This is a genomic window from Rhizobacter sp. P3_C12 (assembly GCF_056402735.1).
The window spans coordinates 1-15295 of record NZ_JBFUGW010000154.1 but is presented as its reverse complement, the minus strand read 5'-3'; the positions used below and the strand labels follow the sequence as shown (position 1 = coordinate 15295).

General features: G+C 68.9%; 16 protein-coding genes and 2 pseudogenes. 10 read left to right on the top strand and 8 right to left on the bottom strand.

Going from position 1 to position 15295, the window contains the following annotated elements:
- Both AC1DXV_RS21490 and AC1DXV_RS21485 read left to right on the top strand, forming a co-directional pair.
- Positions 1-518 (top strand): annotated as a pseudogene (locus AC1DXV_RS21490) (hypothetical protein); the annotation flags it as partial.
- On the top strand, positions 448-852 hold the full coding sequence (locus AC1DXV_RS21485; protein ID WP_477873438.1) for a hypothetical protein: 405 nt from the start codon (positions 448-450) through the stop codon (positions 850-852). The pseudogene AC1DXV_RS21490 and the gene AC1DXV_RS21485, both read left to right, overlap by 71 nt.
- On the opposite strand, the gene garD is transcribed toward AC1DXV_RS21485, so the two are convergent.
- From garD to AC1DXV_RS21450, 7 genes are read right to left on the bottom strand one after another with little or no spacing between them, the layout of a single operon-like run.
- A complete protein-coding gene (gene garD, locus AC1DXV_RS21480) occupies positions 810-2351 on the bottom strand; it encodes a galactarate dehydratase (protein ID WP_477935453.1) in 1542 nt (513 codons plus the stop codon). The two genes, AC1DXV_RS21485 and garD, sit on opposite strands and share 43 nt — an antisense overlap.
- Positions 2352-2406: 55 nt before the next feature.
- Positions 2407-3381, bottom strand: a complete 975-nt coding sequence (locus tag AC1DXV_RS21475; RefSeq protein WP_477935451.1) for a tripartite tricarboxylate transporter substrate binding protein — start codon at positions 3379-3381, stop codon at positions 2407-2409.
- 47 nt (positions 3382-3428) lie between these two features.
- A complete protein-coding gene (locus AC1DXV_RS21470; RefSeq protein WP_477866709.1) occupies positions 3429-4712 on the bottom strand; it encodes a TRAP transporter large permease in 1284 nt (427 codons plus the stop codon).
- Positions 4703-5191 (bottom strand): TRAP transporter small permease, encoded by a 489-nt coding sequence (locus tag AC1DXV_RS21465; RefSeq protein ID WP_477866711.1) that lies wholly within the window; start codon positions 5189-5191, stop codon positions 4703-4705. Before AC1DXV_RS21465 ends, AC1DXV_RS21470 begins: the two co-directional genes overlap by 10 nt.
- A gap of 59 nt (positions 5192-5250) precedes the next feature.
- On the bottom strand, positions 5251-6219 hold the full coding sequence (locus AC1DXV_RS21460) for a TRAP transporter substrate-binding protein (RefSeq protein ID WP_477866713.1): 969 nt from the start codon (positions 6217-6219) through the stop codon (positions 5251-5253).
- Between the two features lie 45 nt (positions 6220-6264).
- A complete protein-coding gene (locus tag AC1DXV_RS21455; protein WP_477935449.1) occupies positions 6265-7149 on the bottom strand; it encodes an SMP-30/gluconolactonase/LRE family protein in 885 nt (294 codons plus the stop codon).
- Positions 7146-7973: an NAD-dependent epimerase/dehydratase family protein gene (locus tag AC1DXV_RS21450; RefSeq protein WP_477866717.1), complete on the bottom strand. Its 828-nt coding sequence runs from the start codon at positions 7971-7973 to the stop codon at positions 7146-7148. Before AC1DXV_RS21450 ends, AC1DXV_RS21455 begins: the two co-directional genes overlap by 4 nt.
- 280 nt (positions 7974-8253) lie before the next feature.
- Between AC1DXV_RS21450 and AC1DXV_RS21445 the strand changes: the two genes are divergently transcribed.
- The 4 genes from AC1DXV_RS21445 (at position 8254) to AC1DXV_RS21430 (ending at position 12711) form a co-directional block, all read left to right on the top strand.
- Complete coding sequence (locus AC1DXV_RS21445; RefSeq protein WP_477866719.1) at positions 8254-9015, top strand: FadR/GntR family transcriptional regulator; 762 nt, start codon at positions 8254-8256, stop codon at positions 9013-9015.
- Positions 9016-9110: 95 nt separating this feature from the next.
- Positions 9111-10022: a 5-dehydro-4-deoxyglucarate dehydratase gene (gene kdgD, locus AC1DXV_RS21440; RefSeq protein WP_477866721.1), complete on the top strand. Its 912-nt coding sequence runs from the start codon at positions 9111-9113 to the stop codon at positions 10020-10022.
- A 10-nt stretch (positions 10023-10032) separates the two neighbouring features.
- Entirely contained in the window at positions 10033-11469 is a 1437-nt protein-coding gene (locus tag AC1DXV_RS21435; RefSeq protein WP_477935447.1) for an aldehyde dehydrogenase family protein, read from the top strand.
- A 123-nt stretch (positions 11470-11592) separates the two neighbouring features.
- Positions 11593-12711, top strand: coding sequence for an HD-GYP domain-containing protein (locus tag AC1DXV_RS21430; protein WP_477935445.1), 1119 nt, complete (start codon positions 11593-11595; stop codon positions 12709-12711).
- On the opposite strand, the gene gpmA is transcribed toward AC1DXV_RS21430, so the two are convergent.
- Complete coding sequence (gene gpmA, locus AC1DXV_RS21425; protein WP_477869036.1) at positions 12712-13458, bottom strand: 2,3-diphosphoglycerate-dependent phosphoglycerate mutase; 747 nt, start codon at positions 13456-13458, stop codon at positions 12712-12714.
- 97 nt (positions 13459-13555) lie between these two features.
- Here gpmA and AC1DXV_RS21420 point away from each other — a divergent pair, with 97 nt between their 5' ends.
- From AC1DXV_RS21420 to AC1DXV_RS21405, 4 genes and pseudogenes are all read left to right on the top strand, one after another.
- On the top strand, positions 13556-13966 hold the full coding sequence (locus AC1DXV_RS21420; protein ID WP_477935443.1) for a rhodanese-like domain-containing protein: 411 nt from the start codon (positions 13556-13558) through the stop codon (positions 13964-13966).
- A gap of 46 nt (positions 13967-14012) precedes the next feature.
- On the top strand, positions 14013-14279 hold the full coding sequence (gene grxC / locus AC1DXV_RS21415) for a glutaredoxin 3 (protein ID WP_477869032.1): 267 nt from the start codon (positions 14013-14015) through the stop codon (positions 14277-14279).
- 112 nt (positions 14280-14391) lie between these two features.
- The gene (secB, locus tag AC1DXV_RS21410) at positions 14392-14853 is read left to right on the top strand and encodes a protein-export chaperone SecB (protein WP_047499719.1); all 462 of its coding nucleotides are present in this window, start codon (positions 14392-14394) and stop codon (positions 14851-14853) included.
- Between the two features lie 16 nt (positions 14854-14869).
- A pseudogene (locus tag AC1DXV_RS21405) lies at positions 14870-15295 on the top strand (NAD(P)H-dependent glycerol-3-phosphate dehydrogenase); the annotation flags it as partial.

Sequence of the window (15295 nt, the reverse complement as noted above, 5' to 3'; positions counted from 1 at the left end):
AGGCCGGCGTGACGACGCGCTACACCTACAACGCGGCCGGGCAGCGCGTGCGCAAGGTGAGCAGCACCGGGCCGCAAAGCACGGTGGTCTTCGTGTACGACCAGGCGGGCCATCTGCTGGGCGAGTACGACCAGAACGGGGCCGCGCTGCGGGAATACGTGTGGCTGCGCGACACGCCGATGGCGATGTTCACGCCCGACCCGGCGAACCCATCAGGCGAGCCGCTGGTGTACTTCATCCACACCGATCACCTGAACACGCCGCGCGTGGTGGTGGACCGCCAGAACCGGGTGCGCTGGCGCTGGCTGGCGGAGCCCTTCGGCACGAGCGCGCCGGAGACCGACCCGAGCGGGCTCGGGGTTTTTCCTCAGAATCAGGTTTCTGCATATTTTCTGCATCATTCGTCCAGACACTCGACCCTCTCCACCACCACCAGGGAGCTGATCGATGTCACCGAACGAACGACCCGACCCGGAGCGCCGCGGACCCTCCGGGCTGACGACACTGGAACTGGCTGAACTGCTCCCGCCGCTGGAGCCGCTCCCGCTTCCGCCGCGTGAAGTGATGTACCCACCGCCGACGCTGTGGCGCGTCGTTTCCCGGCTGCTGTTCTGCATCGCCGTCGGCGTCCTCTCGGTGATGCACGTCGGCCTCTTCATGACGCGTACCGAAGAACCCGCCGGCACGCTCCGCTGCGTGGACATCATTCGCAACGCCGTCTTCTTCGCCGTCATTGCGCTGCTCTGCGCGGTAGCCGGCGCCGCGCTGCTGTCGAGGCTGAAGCGGTTGCTGCGCAACCGCCGCGTCGTTCAGGTCACCGGAGCCGGGTTGAACAGAACCAGCGCGTTGTGAAGCTTCCAGCGTTCCGCCCAGGTCTTCGTGCGGCCGCTCGCCACCTCGAGCATCAGGTGGAACAGTTCCCAGCCCACGTCTTCGATCGTCGCGTCGCCGTCGGCGATGCGGCCGGCGTTCACATCCATCAGGTCATGCCAGCGCCGCGCCAGGTCGCTGCGCGTCGCCACCTTGATCACCGGGCACTCGGCCAGCCCGTACGGCGTGCCTCGGCCCGTCGTGAAGATGTGCAGGTTCATGCCGGCCGCCAGCTGCAGCGTGCCGCAGATGAAATCGCTGGCCGGCGTGGCCACGTAGGTGAGGCCCTTGGTCGCGAGCTTCTCGCCCGGTGACAGCACGCCGGTGATCGGCGCACTGCCGCTCTTGACGATCGAGCCCATCGCCTTCTCGACGATGTTCGACAGCCCACCCTTCTTGTTGCCCGGCGTGGTGTTCGCGCTGCGGTCGACGCGGCCTTTCTGCAGGTAGGCGTCGTACCAGGCCATCTCGCGCACCATCGCCTCGGCGATCTCGGTCGTCGCGGCGCGCGCGGTGAGCTGCGCGATGCCGTCGCGCACCTCGGTGGTCTCCGAGAACATCACGCTGGCACCGGCGCGCACCAGCAGGTCGGTCGCGAAGCCGACCGCCGGGTTCGCGGTGAYGCCGCTGAACGCATCGCTGCCGCCGCACTGCACGCCCACCACCAGGTCGCTGGCCGGGCAGGTCTCGCGGCGGCGGCGGTTCAGCCGCTCGAGGTGCGTGCGCGCCGTTGTCATGATCGAATCGATCATCGACATGAAGCCGACGTGTGCCTCCGCCTGCAGGCACACGACATCGAGCGCCTCGGGTGTCGTCGAGTCCCCACCCCGTTCGTCGCGGATCGCGATCGTGCCCGGCGGCAGCAGCCGCTCGGGCTGCAGCTTCTCGCAGCCCAGGCTCACCACCATCACCTCGCCGCCGAAGTTCGGGTTCAGGCTGATGTTGCGCAGCGTGCGGATCGGAATGATGGCGTCGGGCGCGTCGATCGCGACGCCGCAGCCGTAGGTGTGCTCCAGCCCGACCACGTCGTCGACGTTCGGGTAGCGCGGCAGCAGTTCGGCCTTGATGCGCTGCACCGCGAAATCGACGACGCCGGCCACGCATTGCACCGTCGTCGTGATCGCGAGGATGTTGCGCGTGCCCACCGAGCCGTCGGCGTTGCGGAAGCCCTCGAAGGTGTGGCCCTCGAGCGCCGGCATCGGCGGCGCCGCGCGCGTGGCCATCGGCAGGCCGGTCAGCTCGCGCGCCTCGGGCATCTGCAGCAGCCGTTCGTGCACCCAGCTGCCGGCCGGGATGTCCTTGGCCGCGAGACCGATGCTCACGTGGTAGCGCAGCACCGGCGAGCCGGCCGGCAGGTCGACCAGTGCCACCTTGTGGCCCTGCGGCACCGCATCGCGCAGCACCAGCCCGCTGTCCAGCACGGTACCGGCGGGCAACCCGCCATCGTTGGCGACGATCGCGACGTTGTCGAGATCGTGCATCCTGATCGTCAGGGGTTTCTTCACCTCGGCCATGCTGCTCACCTGCTGTGGAACGTCAAGGCTTGACGTTGCCGTCCTTCACGATCTTCGCCCACTTCACCAGTTCAGCGTGGCCGAAGGTCGCAAACTGCTCCGGCGTGTTGGGGCTGTACTGCAGGCCCAGCCCTTCCATCTTCGCCTTCACCTCGGGGATCGCGATGATCTTCGCGACTTCGGCGTTCATGCGCTTGACGATCGCCGGCGGCGTGCCGGCCGGCGCGTAGAAGGCCTGCCAGCTCGCCACGTCGAAGCCGGGCACGCCGGACTCCTGCAGCGTCGGCACGTCGGGCATCGCGATGCTGCGCTTGGCCGAGGTCACCGCCAGCGCGCGCACCTTGCCGCTTTGCACGAAGGGCAGCGCCACCGTCACCGTCTCGAAGCTCATCGGGATCTGGTTGCCGATCACGTCCTGGATGGCCGGCGCACTGCCCTTGTACGGCACGTGCGTCAGCTCGGCGCCGGTCAGCAGCTTGAAGGTCTCGCCCGACATGTGCTGCGAGCTGCCCTGGCCGGACGATGCGAACGCGATGTCGCCCGGCTTGGCCTTGGCCGCCGCGATCAGCTCCTTGACACTCTTGTACGGCGCCTCGGTGCCGACCAGCAGCACGTTCGAGATGCTGCCCAGCAGGATCACCGGCGCGAAGTCCTTGGCCGCGTCGTAGGGCATCTTCGGCTGCAGCACCGGGTTGATCGCGTGGCTGGCGATCGTGCCGAGCAGGAAGGTGTAGCCGTCGGGGGCCGACTTGGCGACCGAATCGGCGCCGATCACGCCGCCGGCACCGGCCTTGTTCTCGACCAGCACGGTCTGCTTCAGCGCGAGCTGCAGCTTGTCGGCCAGCAGGCGCGCGAGGATGTCCGAGGTGCCGCCGGCCGCGAACGGCACGACGATGCGCACCGGCTTCTCCGGCCAGGCCGGCGCGGCGTGCGCACCGAAGCTGGTGCCTGCGGCGGCCGCAGCCGCCAGCGCAAGAAGGGTTCGGCGATTGATCATGGGATGTCTCCTGATGGGTTCTTGAAAGAGGGGCTTCGTGTCGCCGATCAGCGCAGCACCACGCCCGGCAGCCACAGCGAGAACGCCGGCACGTAGGTCACCAGCATCAGCGCGGCGATCAGCGCGCCGTAGAACGGCCAGATGGTCTTCATCACGGTGCCCACCGAGACACCGCCGATCGCGCAGCCGACGAACTGCGTCGTGCCCACCGGCGGTGTGTTCAGCCCGAGCGCGCAGTTGATCAGCATCACCATGCCGAACTGGATCTCGCTCATGCCGTAGTGCTGGCAGATCGGCAGGAAGATCGGCGTGCACACCAGGATGGTGGCGGCCATGTCGAGGAAGGTGCCGAGCAGGAACAGGATGATGTTGACCAGCAGGAAGATCACCCACGGGCTCGAGGTCACCGCCGACAGCGCCTGGCCGGTCAGCGTCGGCACCTCGTACAGGCTGATGATGTAGCCGAACGCGGCCGAGATGCCGATCAGCAGCAGCACGACGCCGGTGGTCTTCACCGCCTTGGCGGCCGCCTTCAGGAACTGCTCCCACTTCAGCGAGCGGTACACCACCACGCTCAGGATCAGCGCGTACAGCACCGCGACGGCCGCCGATTCGGTGGCGGTGAACACGCCCGACAGGATGCCGCCCAGGATCAGCACGACGACGAACAGCCCCGGCAGCGAAGCCGCGAAGGTGCGCGCCACGATCTGCCAGCCCGGGAAGGTGCCGGCGGGGTAGCCGCGCTTCACCGCCACCAGGTAGGCCGCCGCCAGGTTGCACAGCGTCAGCACCAGTGCCGGGATCAGGCCGGCGAGGATCAGCTTCGCGATCGACACCTTGCCGCCCGCGGCCAGCGTGTAGATGATCATGTTGTGGCTGGTGGGCATCAGCGCGCCGACCAGCGCCGCATGGGTCGTCACGTTGACCGCGTAGTCGGCGTGGTAGCCCTGCTTCTTCATCATCGGGATCATCACCGCGCCCATCGCCGAGACGTCGGCCACCGGCGAGCCGGAGACGCCGCCGAACAGCGTGCAGGCGATCACGTTCGACATGCCGAGCCCGCCACGGATGTGGCCGACCGCCGCGTTCGCGAAGTTGACGATCTTGTCGGCGATGCCGCCGTACAGCATCAGCTCGCCGGCGAAGATGAAGAACGGGATCGCGAGGAACGAGAACACGTTCATGCCCGAGGTCATCTGCTGGAAGATGACCGCCATCGGCAGCCCTTCGTACAGGATGGTCACGAGCGCCGACAGCCCGATCGAGAACGCCACCGGGACGCCGAGGATCAGCAGCCCGAAGAAGGTGACGCAGAGAATTGTCAGTGCCATGCCGGCTCCACTTCCACGCCGCGCAGCAGGGCCACGATGTGTTCGATTGAGAAAAGGATGATGAGCAGCCCGGCCGCGATGAAGGGCACGTAGCGCCAGGATTCGGAGATGCCGAGCGTCGGGATCTTGTAGTCGCCGACCGAGTCGAACATCAGCGCGCAGTTCCACGCCATCAGGGCGCCGAACAGCATCGTCAGCAGGTGGATCAGGATCTCGGTCGGCAGCTTCGCCTTCTCGGGCAGCAGGAAGCCGAGCAGCTCCATGCCGATGTGGCCGGCGTCGCGCACGCCGACGGCGCAGCCGAGCATCGTCACGTAGAGCACCAGCACCAGGGCCAGGCTCTCGGCCCAGGTGGGCGTGCTGTTGAGCACGTAGCGGCCGAACACCTGGTAGAGCACCGCCGCGAGCAGCAGCACCAGGCCGGCCACGCCGAGCCGCAGGCAGGCCTTGGCGACGGCTGCGCAGAATTTCGTGTACATCGGGGTTCCTTCACCGCGGCGGTGGGTGCCGCCGCGGTGGGTTCAGTGGAGAGCTGGAATTACTTCGTTTCCTGGATGCGCTTGACCAGGTCGCGCAGCTTCGGGTCGGCCAGGAACTTGTCGTACACCGGCTTCATCGCGGCCTGGAACGAGGCCTTGTCGACCTCGATGATCTGCGAGCCGGCGGCCTTCACGGTGGCCAGCGACTTCTCCTCGCGCTCGTCCCACAGCTTGCGCATGAACGGCACCGATTCCTTCGCGGCCTGGCGGATCGCCTTCTGGTCGTCCGGGCTCAGCGCGTCGAACACGCGCTTCGAGAACAGCAGCACCTCGGGCGCCATCGAGTGCTCGGTCTTCGAGTAGTACTTGGCCACCTCGAAGTGGCGCGAACTCTCGTACGACGGGTAGTTGTTCTCGGCGCCGTCGACCAGGCCGGTCTTCAGCGCGGTGTAGACCTCGCCGAAGGGCATCGGCGTCGCGTTCGCGCCCATCGCCTCGAGCAGCGCAACCCACAGGTCCGATTGCTGCACGCGGATCTTCAGGCCCTTCGCGTCGGCCAGCGTCTTGATCGGCTTCTTCACCGTGTACATCGAGCGCGCGCCGCTGTCGTAGTAGGCCAGGCCGATGAAGCCCTGCGCCTCGCAGCTCTTCAGGATCTCCTCGCCGATCGGGCCGTCGAGCACCGCGCGCATGTGCTCCTTCGAGCGGAACAGGAACGGCATCGTCGGCACCACGGTGGCCGGGCAGATGTTGTTCATCGGCGCGATGTTGACGCGCGTCATCGGGATCGCGCCGATCTTGGTCTGCTCGATGGTGTCCTTCTCGGCACCGAGCGAGCCGTTGTTGAACACCTTGATGCTGTGCTTGCCGTTGGTCAGCTTCGACAGCGTCTGGCCCATCTGCTTGACGGCCAGCACGGTCGGGTAGTCGTCGGGGTGGATGTCGGTCGAGCGGAACTCGGTGGCCTGCGCCGTGCCGAGTGCGGCCAGCGCCATCACGGCGGCCAGGGTGCGGATCTTGTGGGTCATGGTCTTGTCTCCGGGGTGGATGGGTCGAGCGAAATCGTCAGCGGATCAGAAAGCGAAGGCGGCCTCGGGCAGCCCGGCCACGCCGGGCTCGGTGACGAACACCGAGCCGTCGGGTGCATCGTCGGCCGCCGTCGGCAGCCGGATCGAGGTGATGAACAGGTGGCGCAGCTGCGGGCCGCCGAAGGCGCACATCGACGGCTTGGGCACCGGCACCGGCAGCGACCGGTCGAGCCGGCCGTCGGGCGTGAAGCGGTGCACCAGGCCGGCGTCGTTGGCGCAGATCCAGTAGCCGCCGTCGGCATCGACCGCCGCACCGTCGGGCCGGCCCGGGTGGCGGTTCATGTCGACGAACTCGCGGCGGCCGGTGGGCGCGCCGTCGGCGTCCAGGTCGAAGGCCCAGATGCGGCGCACGCTCGGGTGCGAGTCCGACAGGTACATCACGTCGCCACGCGGGCTGAACGCGAGGCCGTTGCCGGTGATGAGCCCYGGGACCAGCGGCGCCGAGAGCCCGTTCGCATCGAGCCGGAACAGCGCGCCGGACGGCGAGGCGAGCGACATGTCGCGCACCATCGTGCTGGACCAGAAGCGGCCCTGGCGATCGCAGCGGCCATCGTTGAAGCGCATGCCGTCGCGCGGGTGCGTGATGCCGCACAGGCGCGTCGAGGTGAACCCGCCGGCCGACAGGCGCAGGTGGAACACGCCGCTTTCCATCGCTGCCACCAGCCCGCCCTGCGCATGCAGCGCGAGGCAGGCCACGCGTTCGGCGCAGGCCCAGCTCTCGACGCGGCGCGTGGCCCAGTCGAAGCGGCGCACCTGGCGGCCCTCGATGTCGACCCAGTACAGCGCCTGCTCGGCCACCGACCACAGCGGGCTTTCGCCCACCTGGTCGCGTGATGCGTCGAGCCTGTCCATCGGCAGCGCGACGCTCATTCGAACGGGCCGGTGCGCACGAAGGCGCCGCCCTGGTAGCGCACGGCCGGGTCGTTGTAGTCGAGCGGCGGCTGCCTTGCCTCGACCGCGGCGCGGAACGGCTCCGAGCTGTCCTGCGGCACGTAGCCGAGGTGCTTCGCCTTGCTGTTGTCCCACCACTGCGTGCGGTTGTCCGACATGCCGTACACCACGCTGTAGCCGACCAGCGGCGCCGTCAGGCACGACACCACCAGCCGCTCCAGGTCGTCGAAGCTCATCCAGGTGGCCAGCATCCGGCGGTCCTTCGGTTCGGCGAACGACGAGCCGATGCGCAGGCAGGCGGTCTCGATGCCGTAGCGGTCGAAGTAGAAGCGCGCGAGGTTCTCGCCGAAGGCCTTGCTGACGCCGTACAGGCCGTCCGGGCGCGGCAGCGCGTGGGTGTCGAGCACCTCGTCCTGGCGGTAGAAGCCGGTCACGTGGTTCGAGCTCGCGAACAGCACGCGCTTCACGCCGTGCTTGCGCGCCGCTTCATACAGGTTGTAGGTGCCGACGATGTTGGCCTGCAGGATCGGATCGAACGCCGCCTCGACCGACACGCCGCCCAGGTGCACGACGGCATCGACGCCCTCCAGCAGGCCGTGCACCGCGGCCGCATCCTGCAGCGGCACCTGGCTGACTTCTTCGCCGGCGGCCGCCGCGCCCAGGTCGGCGAGATCGGACAGGCGCAGCACGTCGCAATAGGCCTTCAGGCGCGGCCGCAGCACGCGGCCGAGGCCGCCGGCAGCGCCGGTCAGCAACAGGCGCTTGAAGCGCAGGGAAGTGGTGGAGGTCGGCGGGGTCGTCATCGAGAGAATCTTTCACGGCCGACCGCGGATCTCGCTGTCGGCAACAGGTACGTCATCAGTTGTCGTACAACAGGCCGAATGATTGGTGACGGGCAGGGGGCTTGTCAAGCTGACGGGATGAGGGTAATCCCGAGGCTCGTGCGCCGCGCCGGGCTGCCAAACGGTGTCGTCGACGACGTACATTGTTGTACGACGACGGGCCGCCTTTGTCGATCCGCGGAAGCCCCGCCGGCCGGTGCGCCGCCTGTCGTACATTGAAAGCCCTTTCGCCAACCCCGTCATGAGCCGTTCGATGCACGTTCCGTCTTCTCCCGCTGCGACCGACCTGCCGCGCCGCCGGCCGCGCAGCCTGGCCATCGGCCTGGTCGAGACGCTGAGCGCGCGCATCCGCGACAACGTGATGCGATCGGGCGACAAGCTGCCCACCGAGGCCGCGATCATGGACGAGTTCGGCGTCAGCCGGACCGTGGTGCGCGAGGCGCTGTCGAAGCTGCAGGCCGGTGGGATGGTCGAGACGCGGCACGGCGTCGGCACCTTCGTCGTCGGCACGGGCGGCACGCAGAATTTCCGCATCGATCCCGAGCAGATCGCCACCGCCCGCGAAGTGATCGCGGTGCTCGATCTGCGCATCGGGCTCGAGGCCGAGGCGGCGGGCCTCGCGGCGGTGCGCCGCACCGATGCCAACATCGAGGTGATGCGCGGCGCGCTGGCCGCGTTCTCGGCGGCCATCGAGCACGACGGCGACGCGATCGCGCCCGATTTCCAGCTCCACATGGAGATCGCCCGGGCGACGCAGAACGTGCACTTCGTCGAGCTGATGACCTACCTCGGCACGATGATCATTCCGCGCGCGCGGCTCAACACCGCGAAGGTGGCCGGCGAGGGCCGGCGCGAGTACCTGCAGCGCGTCAATGTCGAGCACGAGAGCATCGTCAACGCGATCGCCGGGCGCGACCCCGAGGCAGCCCGCGCCGCGATGCGCACCCACCTGGCCAACAGCCGCGAACGCCTGCGCCGCGCCGACGGCAACGCGGCGCCCTGAACAAGGCGCGGGGTCGACCTCTTGTGTCTGCGGGGGTCATGTTGTACGATGACTGACAACTAGACCCGACCGCCCAAACTTCATTGGAGACGCGCATGTCACCCCAGGAACTCAAAACCACCATTTCGTCCGGCCTGCTGTCCTTCCCGGTGACGGACTTCGACGCGCAGGGCAACTTCCAGCCGTCGACGTATGCGAAGCGGCTCGAATGGCTGGCGCCGTATGGCGCGACCGCGCTGTTCGCGGCCGGCGGCACCGGCGAGTTCTTCTCGCTGGTCGGCGAGGAGTACGGCCAGGTCATCAAGGTGGCGGTCGACACCTGCAAGCACAGCGTGCCCATCATTGCGGGCGTCGGCGGCCCGACCCGCCAGGCGATCGCGATGGCGAAACAGGCCGAGGCGCTGGGCGCCAAGGGCCTGCTGCTGCTGCCGCACTACCTGACCGAGGCCGGCCAGCAAGGGCTGGTCGCGCACGTCGAGGCGGTGTGCAAGTCGGTGAAGATCGGCGTGATCGTCTACAACCGCGCGGTGTGCAAACTCAGCGCGGCGAGCCTGCAGCAGCTGGCCGACCGCTGCCCGAACCTGGTGGGCTTCAAGGACGGCGTCGGCGAGATCGAGGCGATGGTGACGGTGCGCCAGAAACTGGGCGACCGCTTCGCGTACCTGGGCGGGCTGCCGACGGCCGAGGTCTATGCCGCGGCCTACAAGGCGCTGGGCGTGCCGGTGTATTCGTCGGCGGTGTTCAACTTCGTGCCGAAGACCGCGATGGATTTCTACCGCGCCGTCGCGGCCGACGACCGCGCGACGCAGAGCCGCCTGATCGACGACTTCTTCCTGCCGTACCTCGACATCCGCAACCGCCAGCAGGGCTACGCGGTCAGCATCATCAAGGCCGGCGCGACGCTGGTCGGCCACCCGGCCGGCCCGGTGCGGCCGCCGCTGACCGACCTGACGGGCGAAGAGGTTGAAATGCTGTCCGCGCTGATCAAGCGCCTCGGCCCGCAATGAGGAGCCCGCGATGAGCGAACACCTGAACTACATCAACGGCGCATGGGTCGCCGGTTCGCGCTTCGTGCCGAACATCAACCCGTCGGACCTCGCCGACACCGTCGGCCTGTTCGCGAGCGCGACGGCCGCGCAGGTCGATGAGGCGGTGCAGGCCGCGCGCGCCGCGGCGCCGGCCTGGGCGCTCTTCAACGTGCAGGCCCGCGCCGACGCGCTCGACCGCATCGGCAACGAGATCCTCGCGCGCCGCGAAGAGCTCGGCACGCTGCTCGCACGCGAGGAAGGCAAGACGAAGCCGGAAGGCATCGGCGAGGCCGCCCGCGCCGGCAACATCTTCAAGTTCTTCGCCGGCGAATGCCYGCGCACACCGGGCGAGCTGCTGCCGTCGGTGCGGCCGAACATCGGCATCGAGATCACGCGCGAGCCGGTCGGCGTGGTCGGCATCATCAGCCCGTGGAATTTCCCGATCGCGATCCCCGCGTGGAAGATCGCGCCGGCGCTCGCGTTCGGCAACTGCGTGGTGTTCAAGCCCGCTGATCTGGTGCCGGGCTCGGCCTGGGCGCTGGCCGAGATCATCACGCGCGCCGGCCTGCCGGCGGGCGTGTTCAACCTGGTGATGGGCGCCGGCCGCGAGGTCGGGCAGGCCATCGTCGACCACCCGGGCATCGATGCGATCAGCTTCACCGGTTCGCAGAACGTGGGCAAGCAGGTCGCGCAGGCCGCGGTCGCGCGCGGCGCGAAGGTGCAGCTCGAGATGGGCGGCAAGAACCCGCAGGTGGTGCTCGACGACGCCGACCTGAAGCAGGCGGTGGAGCTGTGCGCGCAGAGCGCGTTCTTCTCGACCGGCCAGCGTTGCACCGCCTCGAGCCGGCTGATCGTCACCGCCGGCATCCACGACCGATTCGTCGAGGCGCTGGCCGAGCGCGTGCGCGGCCTGAAGGTCGGGCATGCGCTGGGCGCCGGCATCGACATCGGCCCGGTGGTCTCGAAGGCGCAGCTTGAGCAGGACGAGCGCTACATCGAGCTCGGCCAGGCCGAAGGCGCGCGCCTGCTGGCGGGCGGCCAGCGCGTGAAGGCCGAGACCGAAGGCTTCTTCCTCGCGCCGGCGCTGATCGTCGATTCGACCCAGCGCATGACGATCAACCGCGAGGAGATCTTCGGCCCGGTGGCCTCGGTGATCCGCGTGAAGGACTACGACGAGGCGCTGGCCGTGAGCAACGACACGCCGTTCGGCCTGTCGGCCGGCATCGCGACCAGCTCGCTGAAGTACGCGACGCACTTCAAGCGCCACGCGCAAGTCGGCATGGTGATGGTCAACCTGCCGACCGCCGGCGTCGACTACCACGTGCCGTTCGGCGGCCGCAAGGGTTCCAGCTACGGCCCGCGCGAGCAGGGCAGCTACGCCCGCGAGTTCTACACGACGGTGAAGACGGCCTACACCGGCGTCTGATCGGACCGGGAGCATGCGCACCGGGAGGTGACGCATGTCCTCTTGCCGGCGCCCCGTGCGGCGTCGACATCCACGCAAGCCCCGGTGCCTCCGCACCGCGGGGAGTCGCGTGGAGGTCGAGAGATGGAACTGCTCAGATTGGTGCAATCCCAGGTTCGCCTGGGGGCTCCGCTGCCCTGGGGCGTGCGGGACGAGGGTGGCGTGCTGCTGCTGGCCAAGGGCCATGTGTTCGTCGACGACGGCCAGTTGCAGGCCCTGCTGCGGCGCGGCGCGTATGTCGACCTGGAAGAGGTGAAGGCGGTGGCCCGCGCGGCGCAGCCCCGGGAAGCGCGCCCTGCCAACCTGTTCGACCTGTGGGAGAAGACGCTGTGGCGGCTCGACCGGCTGCTGAAGAGCCTGGCCGAGCCGGGCTTTCCGGCGCGCATCGACGAGTTCGCGGGCAGCCTGGTCGCGTTGATCGAGCGCGATCCCGACATCGGCATCTTCCTGTCGGTGCGCAAGGACCGGCCGCGCATGCTGCTGTACGGGGTGACGCATTCGCTGCACAGCGCGCTGCTGTGCTGCCTGATGGCGCGCCGCCTCGGCTGGAGTGCCGCGCGCACGCACAGCATCGTGAAGGCCGCGCTGACGATGAATGTCGCGATGCTGGAGCTGCAGGGGCGGCTGGCCGCGCAGGGCGTGCCGGCGATGCCGCCGCAGCTGGAGAAGGTGCAGCAGCACCCGCAGCAGGCGGTCGAGCTGCTGCAGGCGACCGGCGTCGACGATGCCGAGTGGCTGCAGGCGGTGGCCGAGCACCACGAGCGACCGGGCGGCGGCGGCTACCCGCTCGGGCACGCGCAACCGTGCGAGATGGCGCGCGCGTTGCGCCTGGCCGATGTCTTCATGGCGCGCATCACGCCGCGCATCAGCCGGCCGGCGATCAGCACGCAGGATGCGGCGCGCCAGCTGTTCCAGGATGACGGCGGCGGCCCGTTGTCGATGGCCGTCGTCAAGGAGCTGGGCATCTACCCGCCGGGCGACTTCGTGCAGTTGAAGAGCGGCGAGCAGGCGGTGGTGGTGCGGCGCGGCGAGAGTGCGAGCACGCCGATCGCCGCCAGCATCACCGACCGCCGCGGCATGCCGGTCGTGCAGACGACGCGGCGCGACACCGCGTGCCAGGAATTCGCGATCGTCGCGGCGCTGTCCGACAAGTCGCTCGCGGCGCGCCTGCTGCCGGAGCGCCTGTACGGGCTGCCGGCCTGATCAGGCCTTCCTGCCCTGGTTCGCCACCGCGGCGGCAGCAGCGGCGGCGGCCGCCGCATCGCCCAGGTAGTAGCTCTTGATCGGCTTCAGGTTCTCGTCGAGTTCATAGACGAGCGGGATGCCGTTCGGGATGTTGACGCCGACGACGTCGGCATCGGCGATGCCGTCGAGGTACTTCACGAGGGCACGGATGCTGTTGCCGTGCGCGGCGATCACGATGCGCTTGCCCGCCTTGATGGCCGGCGCGACGCTGTCGTTCCAGAACGGCAGCACGCGGGCGACGGTGTCCTTCAGGCACTCGGTCAGCGGAACGTCCTCGGGGCGCAGCTTCGCGTAGCGGATGTCCTGGCGCTGGCCGCGCGGGTCGTTCGCGTCGAGCGCCGGCGGCGGCGTGTCGTAGCTGCGGCGCCAGATCAGCACCTGCTCGTCGCCGTACTGCTTGGCCATGTCGGCCTTGTTGAGCCCCTGCAGCGCGCCGTAGTGGCGCTCGTTCAGGCGCCAGCTGTGCACCACCGGCAGCCAGGTGCGGTCCATCTGGTCGAGCGCGTGCCACAGCGTCCAGACCGCGCGCTTGAGCACCGAGGTGTAGGCCACGTCGAAGTCGTAGCCCTCGGCCTTCAGCAGCCGGCCGGCCTGCCTGGCCTGCTCGACGCCGGTGGGCGTCAGCTCGACGTCGGTCCAGCCGGTGAAGCGGTTTTCCAGGTTCCAGGTCGATTCGCCGTGGCGGATCAGCACGAGTTTGTACATGGCAGGCAGTGGTTGTGGGGCGGGCGGGGCGCGGCCCCGGGGCGGGAGACCGGCGAATTCTATAATTCGCGTTTGCCTCCAACCCTTGGGCCTCGCTGTGAAATTCCTTCTCGACAACTGGTATCTGTTCGCGGTGGCCCTGGTGTCCGGCGGCTTGCTGCTGTGGCCCTCGCTGCGGCGCGGCGCGCAGGGCGGTGCGCTGAGCACCGCCGATGCGGTGCACCTCATCAACCGCGAGAAGGCGGTGCTGATCGACGTGAGCGAGGTCGCCGAGTTCGCCGCCGGCCACCCCGCCGGCGCCAAGAACGTGCCGCTGGCACAGATCGAGACCTCGAATGCGCTGCCGAAGAACAAGGCCTTGCCGCTCGTGGTGGTGTGCGCCAGCGGCGCACGCGCGACCCGCGCGATCGGTATCCTTCGCAAGGCAGGCTACGAGAACGCCCGCGTGCTGGCCGGTGGCCTGAAGGCGTGGCGCGAAGCGAACCTGCCGGTCGAGAAATCGGCCTGAGGATTCAGGGGCCCGCACCCTGCGGGCCTGTCGTTGGAGCGAAGCGATGCAAGCCGTGAAGATGTACACCTCGATGGTGTGCCCCTACTGCCACCGCGCCAAGCAACTGCTGAAGTCGCGCGGCGTCGACCAGATCGACGAAGTGCGTGTCGACCTGCAGCCGGGCTTGCGCGACGAGATGATCGAGCGCACCGGGCGCCGCACCGTGCCGCAGATCTTCATCGGCAGCACGCACGTCGGCGGCTGCGACGACCTGGTCGCGCTCGACCAGCGCGGTGGGCTGCTGCCGCTGCTGTCCGACGCGGCCGCCTGACACACCAGGCGTTTCAATTCGCCCCTGGCGCCTCGGACATAATCCGCGCCGCAGCCCGCACGTCACGCCTGYGGGCTTTTCTTCACTCGTCTTCGTCAATCGCGAGATCACCATGTCCGACGACACCCAAACCCCCGTGTTCCAGATCCAGCGCCTGTACCTGAAGGACCTGTCGCTCGAACAGCCGAACTCGCCGCAGATCCTGCTGGAGCAGACGCAGCCCCAGGTCGACATCAACCTCGGCCTGGCTGCCGAGCCGGTCGCCGACGGCATCTACGAGGTGAGCGTCACCGCCACCGTCACGACCCGCGTCAGCGACAAGACGCTGTTCCTGGTCGAGGCCAAGCAGGCCGGCATCTTCGAGATCCGCAACATCCCCGAAGACCAGTTGCAGCCGATCATCGGCATCGCCTGCCCGCAGATCATCTACCCGTACCTGCGCGCCGTCGTCTCCGACATCTGCACGCGCGCCGGCTTCCCGCCGGTGCTGCTGGCCGAGGTGAACTTCCAGGCGATGTTCGAGGCGCAGCAACAGCAGGCCGCGAACGGCGCTGCTGCGCCCGCCATCAACTGACGCACGGGCTGCCGCGGTGAAGCTCACCGTCCTCGGGGCCGGCGCATGGGGCACGGCGGTGGCCGTGAACACCGCGCAGCGCCATGACACCCGCCTGTGGGTGCGCGATCCGCAGCAGTGCGAGCGCATGCAGACGCGCGGCGAGAACCATCGCTACCTGCCCGGCGTCGCGCTGCCGCCGGGGCTGGTGGTGTCGTCCGATTTCGACAGCTGCGTCGAGCACGCGCGCGGCGGGCTGATCATCATCGCGACACCGATGGCGTCGCTGGTCGAGGTGCTGCGGCGCCTGCCTGCCGATGCGAGCGGCGTGATGTGGCTGTGCAAGGGCTTCCAGGACGGCACCGGCTGGCTCGGCCACGAGGTCGCGCGCGCGGTGCGGCCGACCGACCCCCGCGTCGGCGTGCTGTCGGGGCCGACCTTCGCGCTCGAGGTCGCGCTCGGC

Excerpts from the sequence above, each read along its gene's own strand:
- AC1DXV_RS21475 (WP_477935451.1), bottom strand. The coding sequence starts at position 3,381 with ATGATCAATCGCCGAACCCTTCTTGCGCTGGCGGCTGCGGCCGCCGCA.
- secB (WP_047499719.1), top strand. The coding sequence starts at position 14,392 with ATGTCCGACGACACCCAAACCCCCGTGTTCCAGATCCAGCGCCTGTAC.
- kdgD (WP_477866721.1), top strand. The coding sequence starts at position 9,111 with ATGTCACCCCAGGAACTCAAAACCACCATTTCGTCCGGCCTGCTGTCC.
- AC1DXV_RS21485 (WP_477873438.1), top strand. The coding sequence starts at position 448 with ATGTCACCGAACGAACGACCCGACCCGGAGCGCCGCGGACCCTCCGGG.
- gpmA (WP_477869036.1), bottom strand. The coding sequence starts at position 13,458 with ATGTACAAACTCGTGCTGATCCGCCACGGCGAATCGACCTGGAACCTG.
- AC1DXV_RS21450 (WP_477866717.1), bottom strand. The coding sequence starts at position 7,973 with ATGACGACCCCGCCGACCTCCACCACTTCCCTGCGCTTCAAGCGCCTG.
- AC1DXV_RS21430 (WP_477935445.1), top strand. The coding sequence starts at position 11,593 with ATGGAACTGCTCAGATTGGTGCAATCCCAGGTTCGCCTGGGGGCTCCG.
- AC1DXV_RS21470 (WP_477866709.1), bottom strand. The coding sequence starts at position 4,712 with ATGGCACTGACAATTCTCTGCGTCACCTTCTTCGGGCTGCTGATCCTC.
- grxC (WP_477869032.1), top strand. The coding sequence starts at position 14,013 with ATGCAAGCCGTGAAGATGTACACCTCGATGGTGTGCCCCTACTGCCAC.
- AC1DXV_RS21465 (WP_477866711.1), bottom strand. The coding sequence starts at position 5,191 with ATGTACACGAAATTCTGCGCAGCCGTCGCCAAGGCCTGCCTGCGGCTC.
- AC1DXV_RS21460 (WP_477866713.1), bottom strand. The coding sequence starts at position 6,219 with ATGACCCACAAGATCCGCACCCTGGCCGCCGTGATGGCGCTGGCCGCA.
- AC1DXV_RS21445 (WP_477866719.1), top strand. The coding sequence starts at position 8,254 with ATGAGCCGTTCGATGCACGTTCCGTCTTCTCCCGCTGCGACCGACCTG.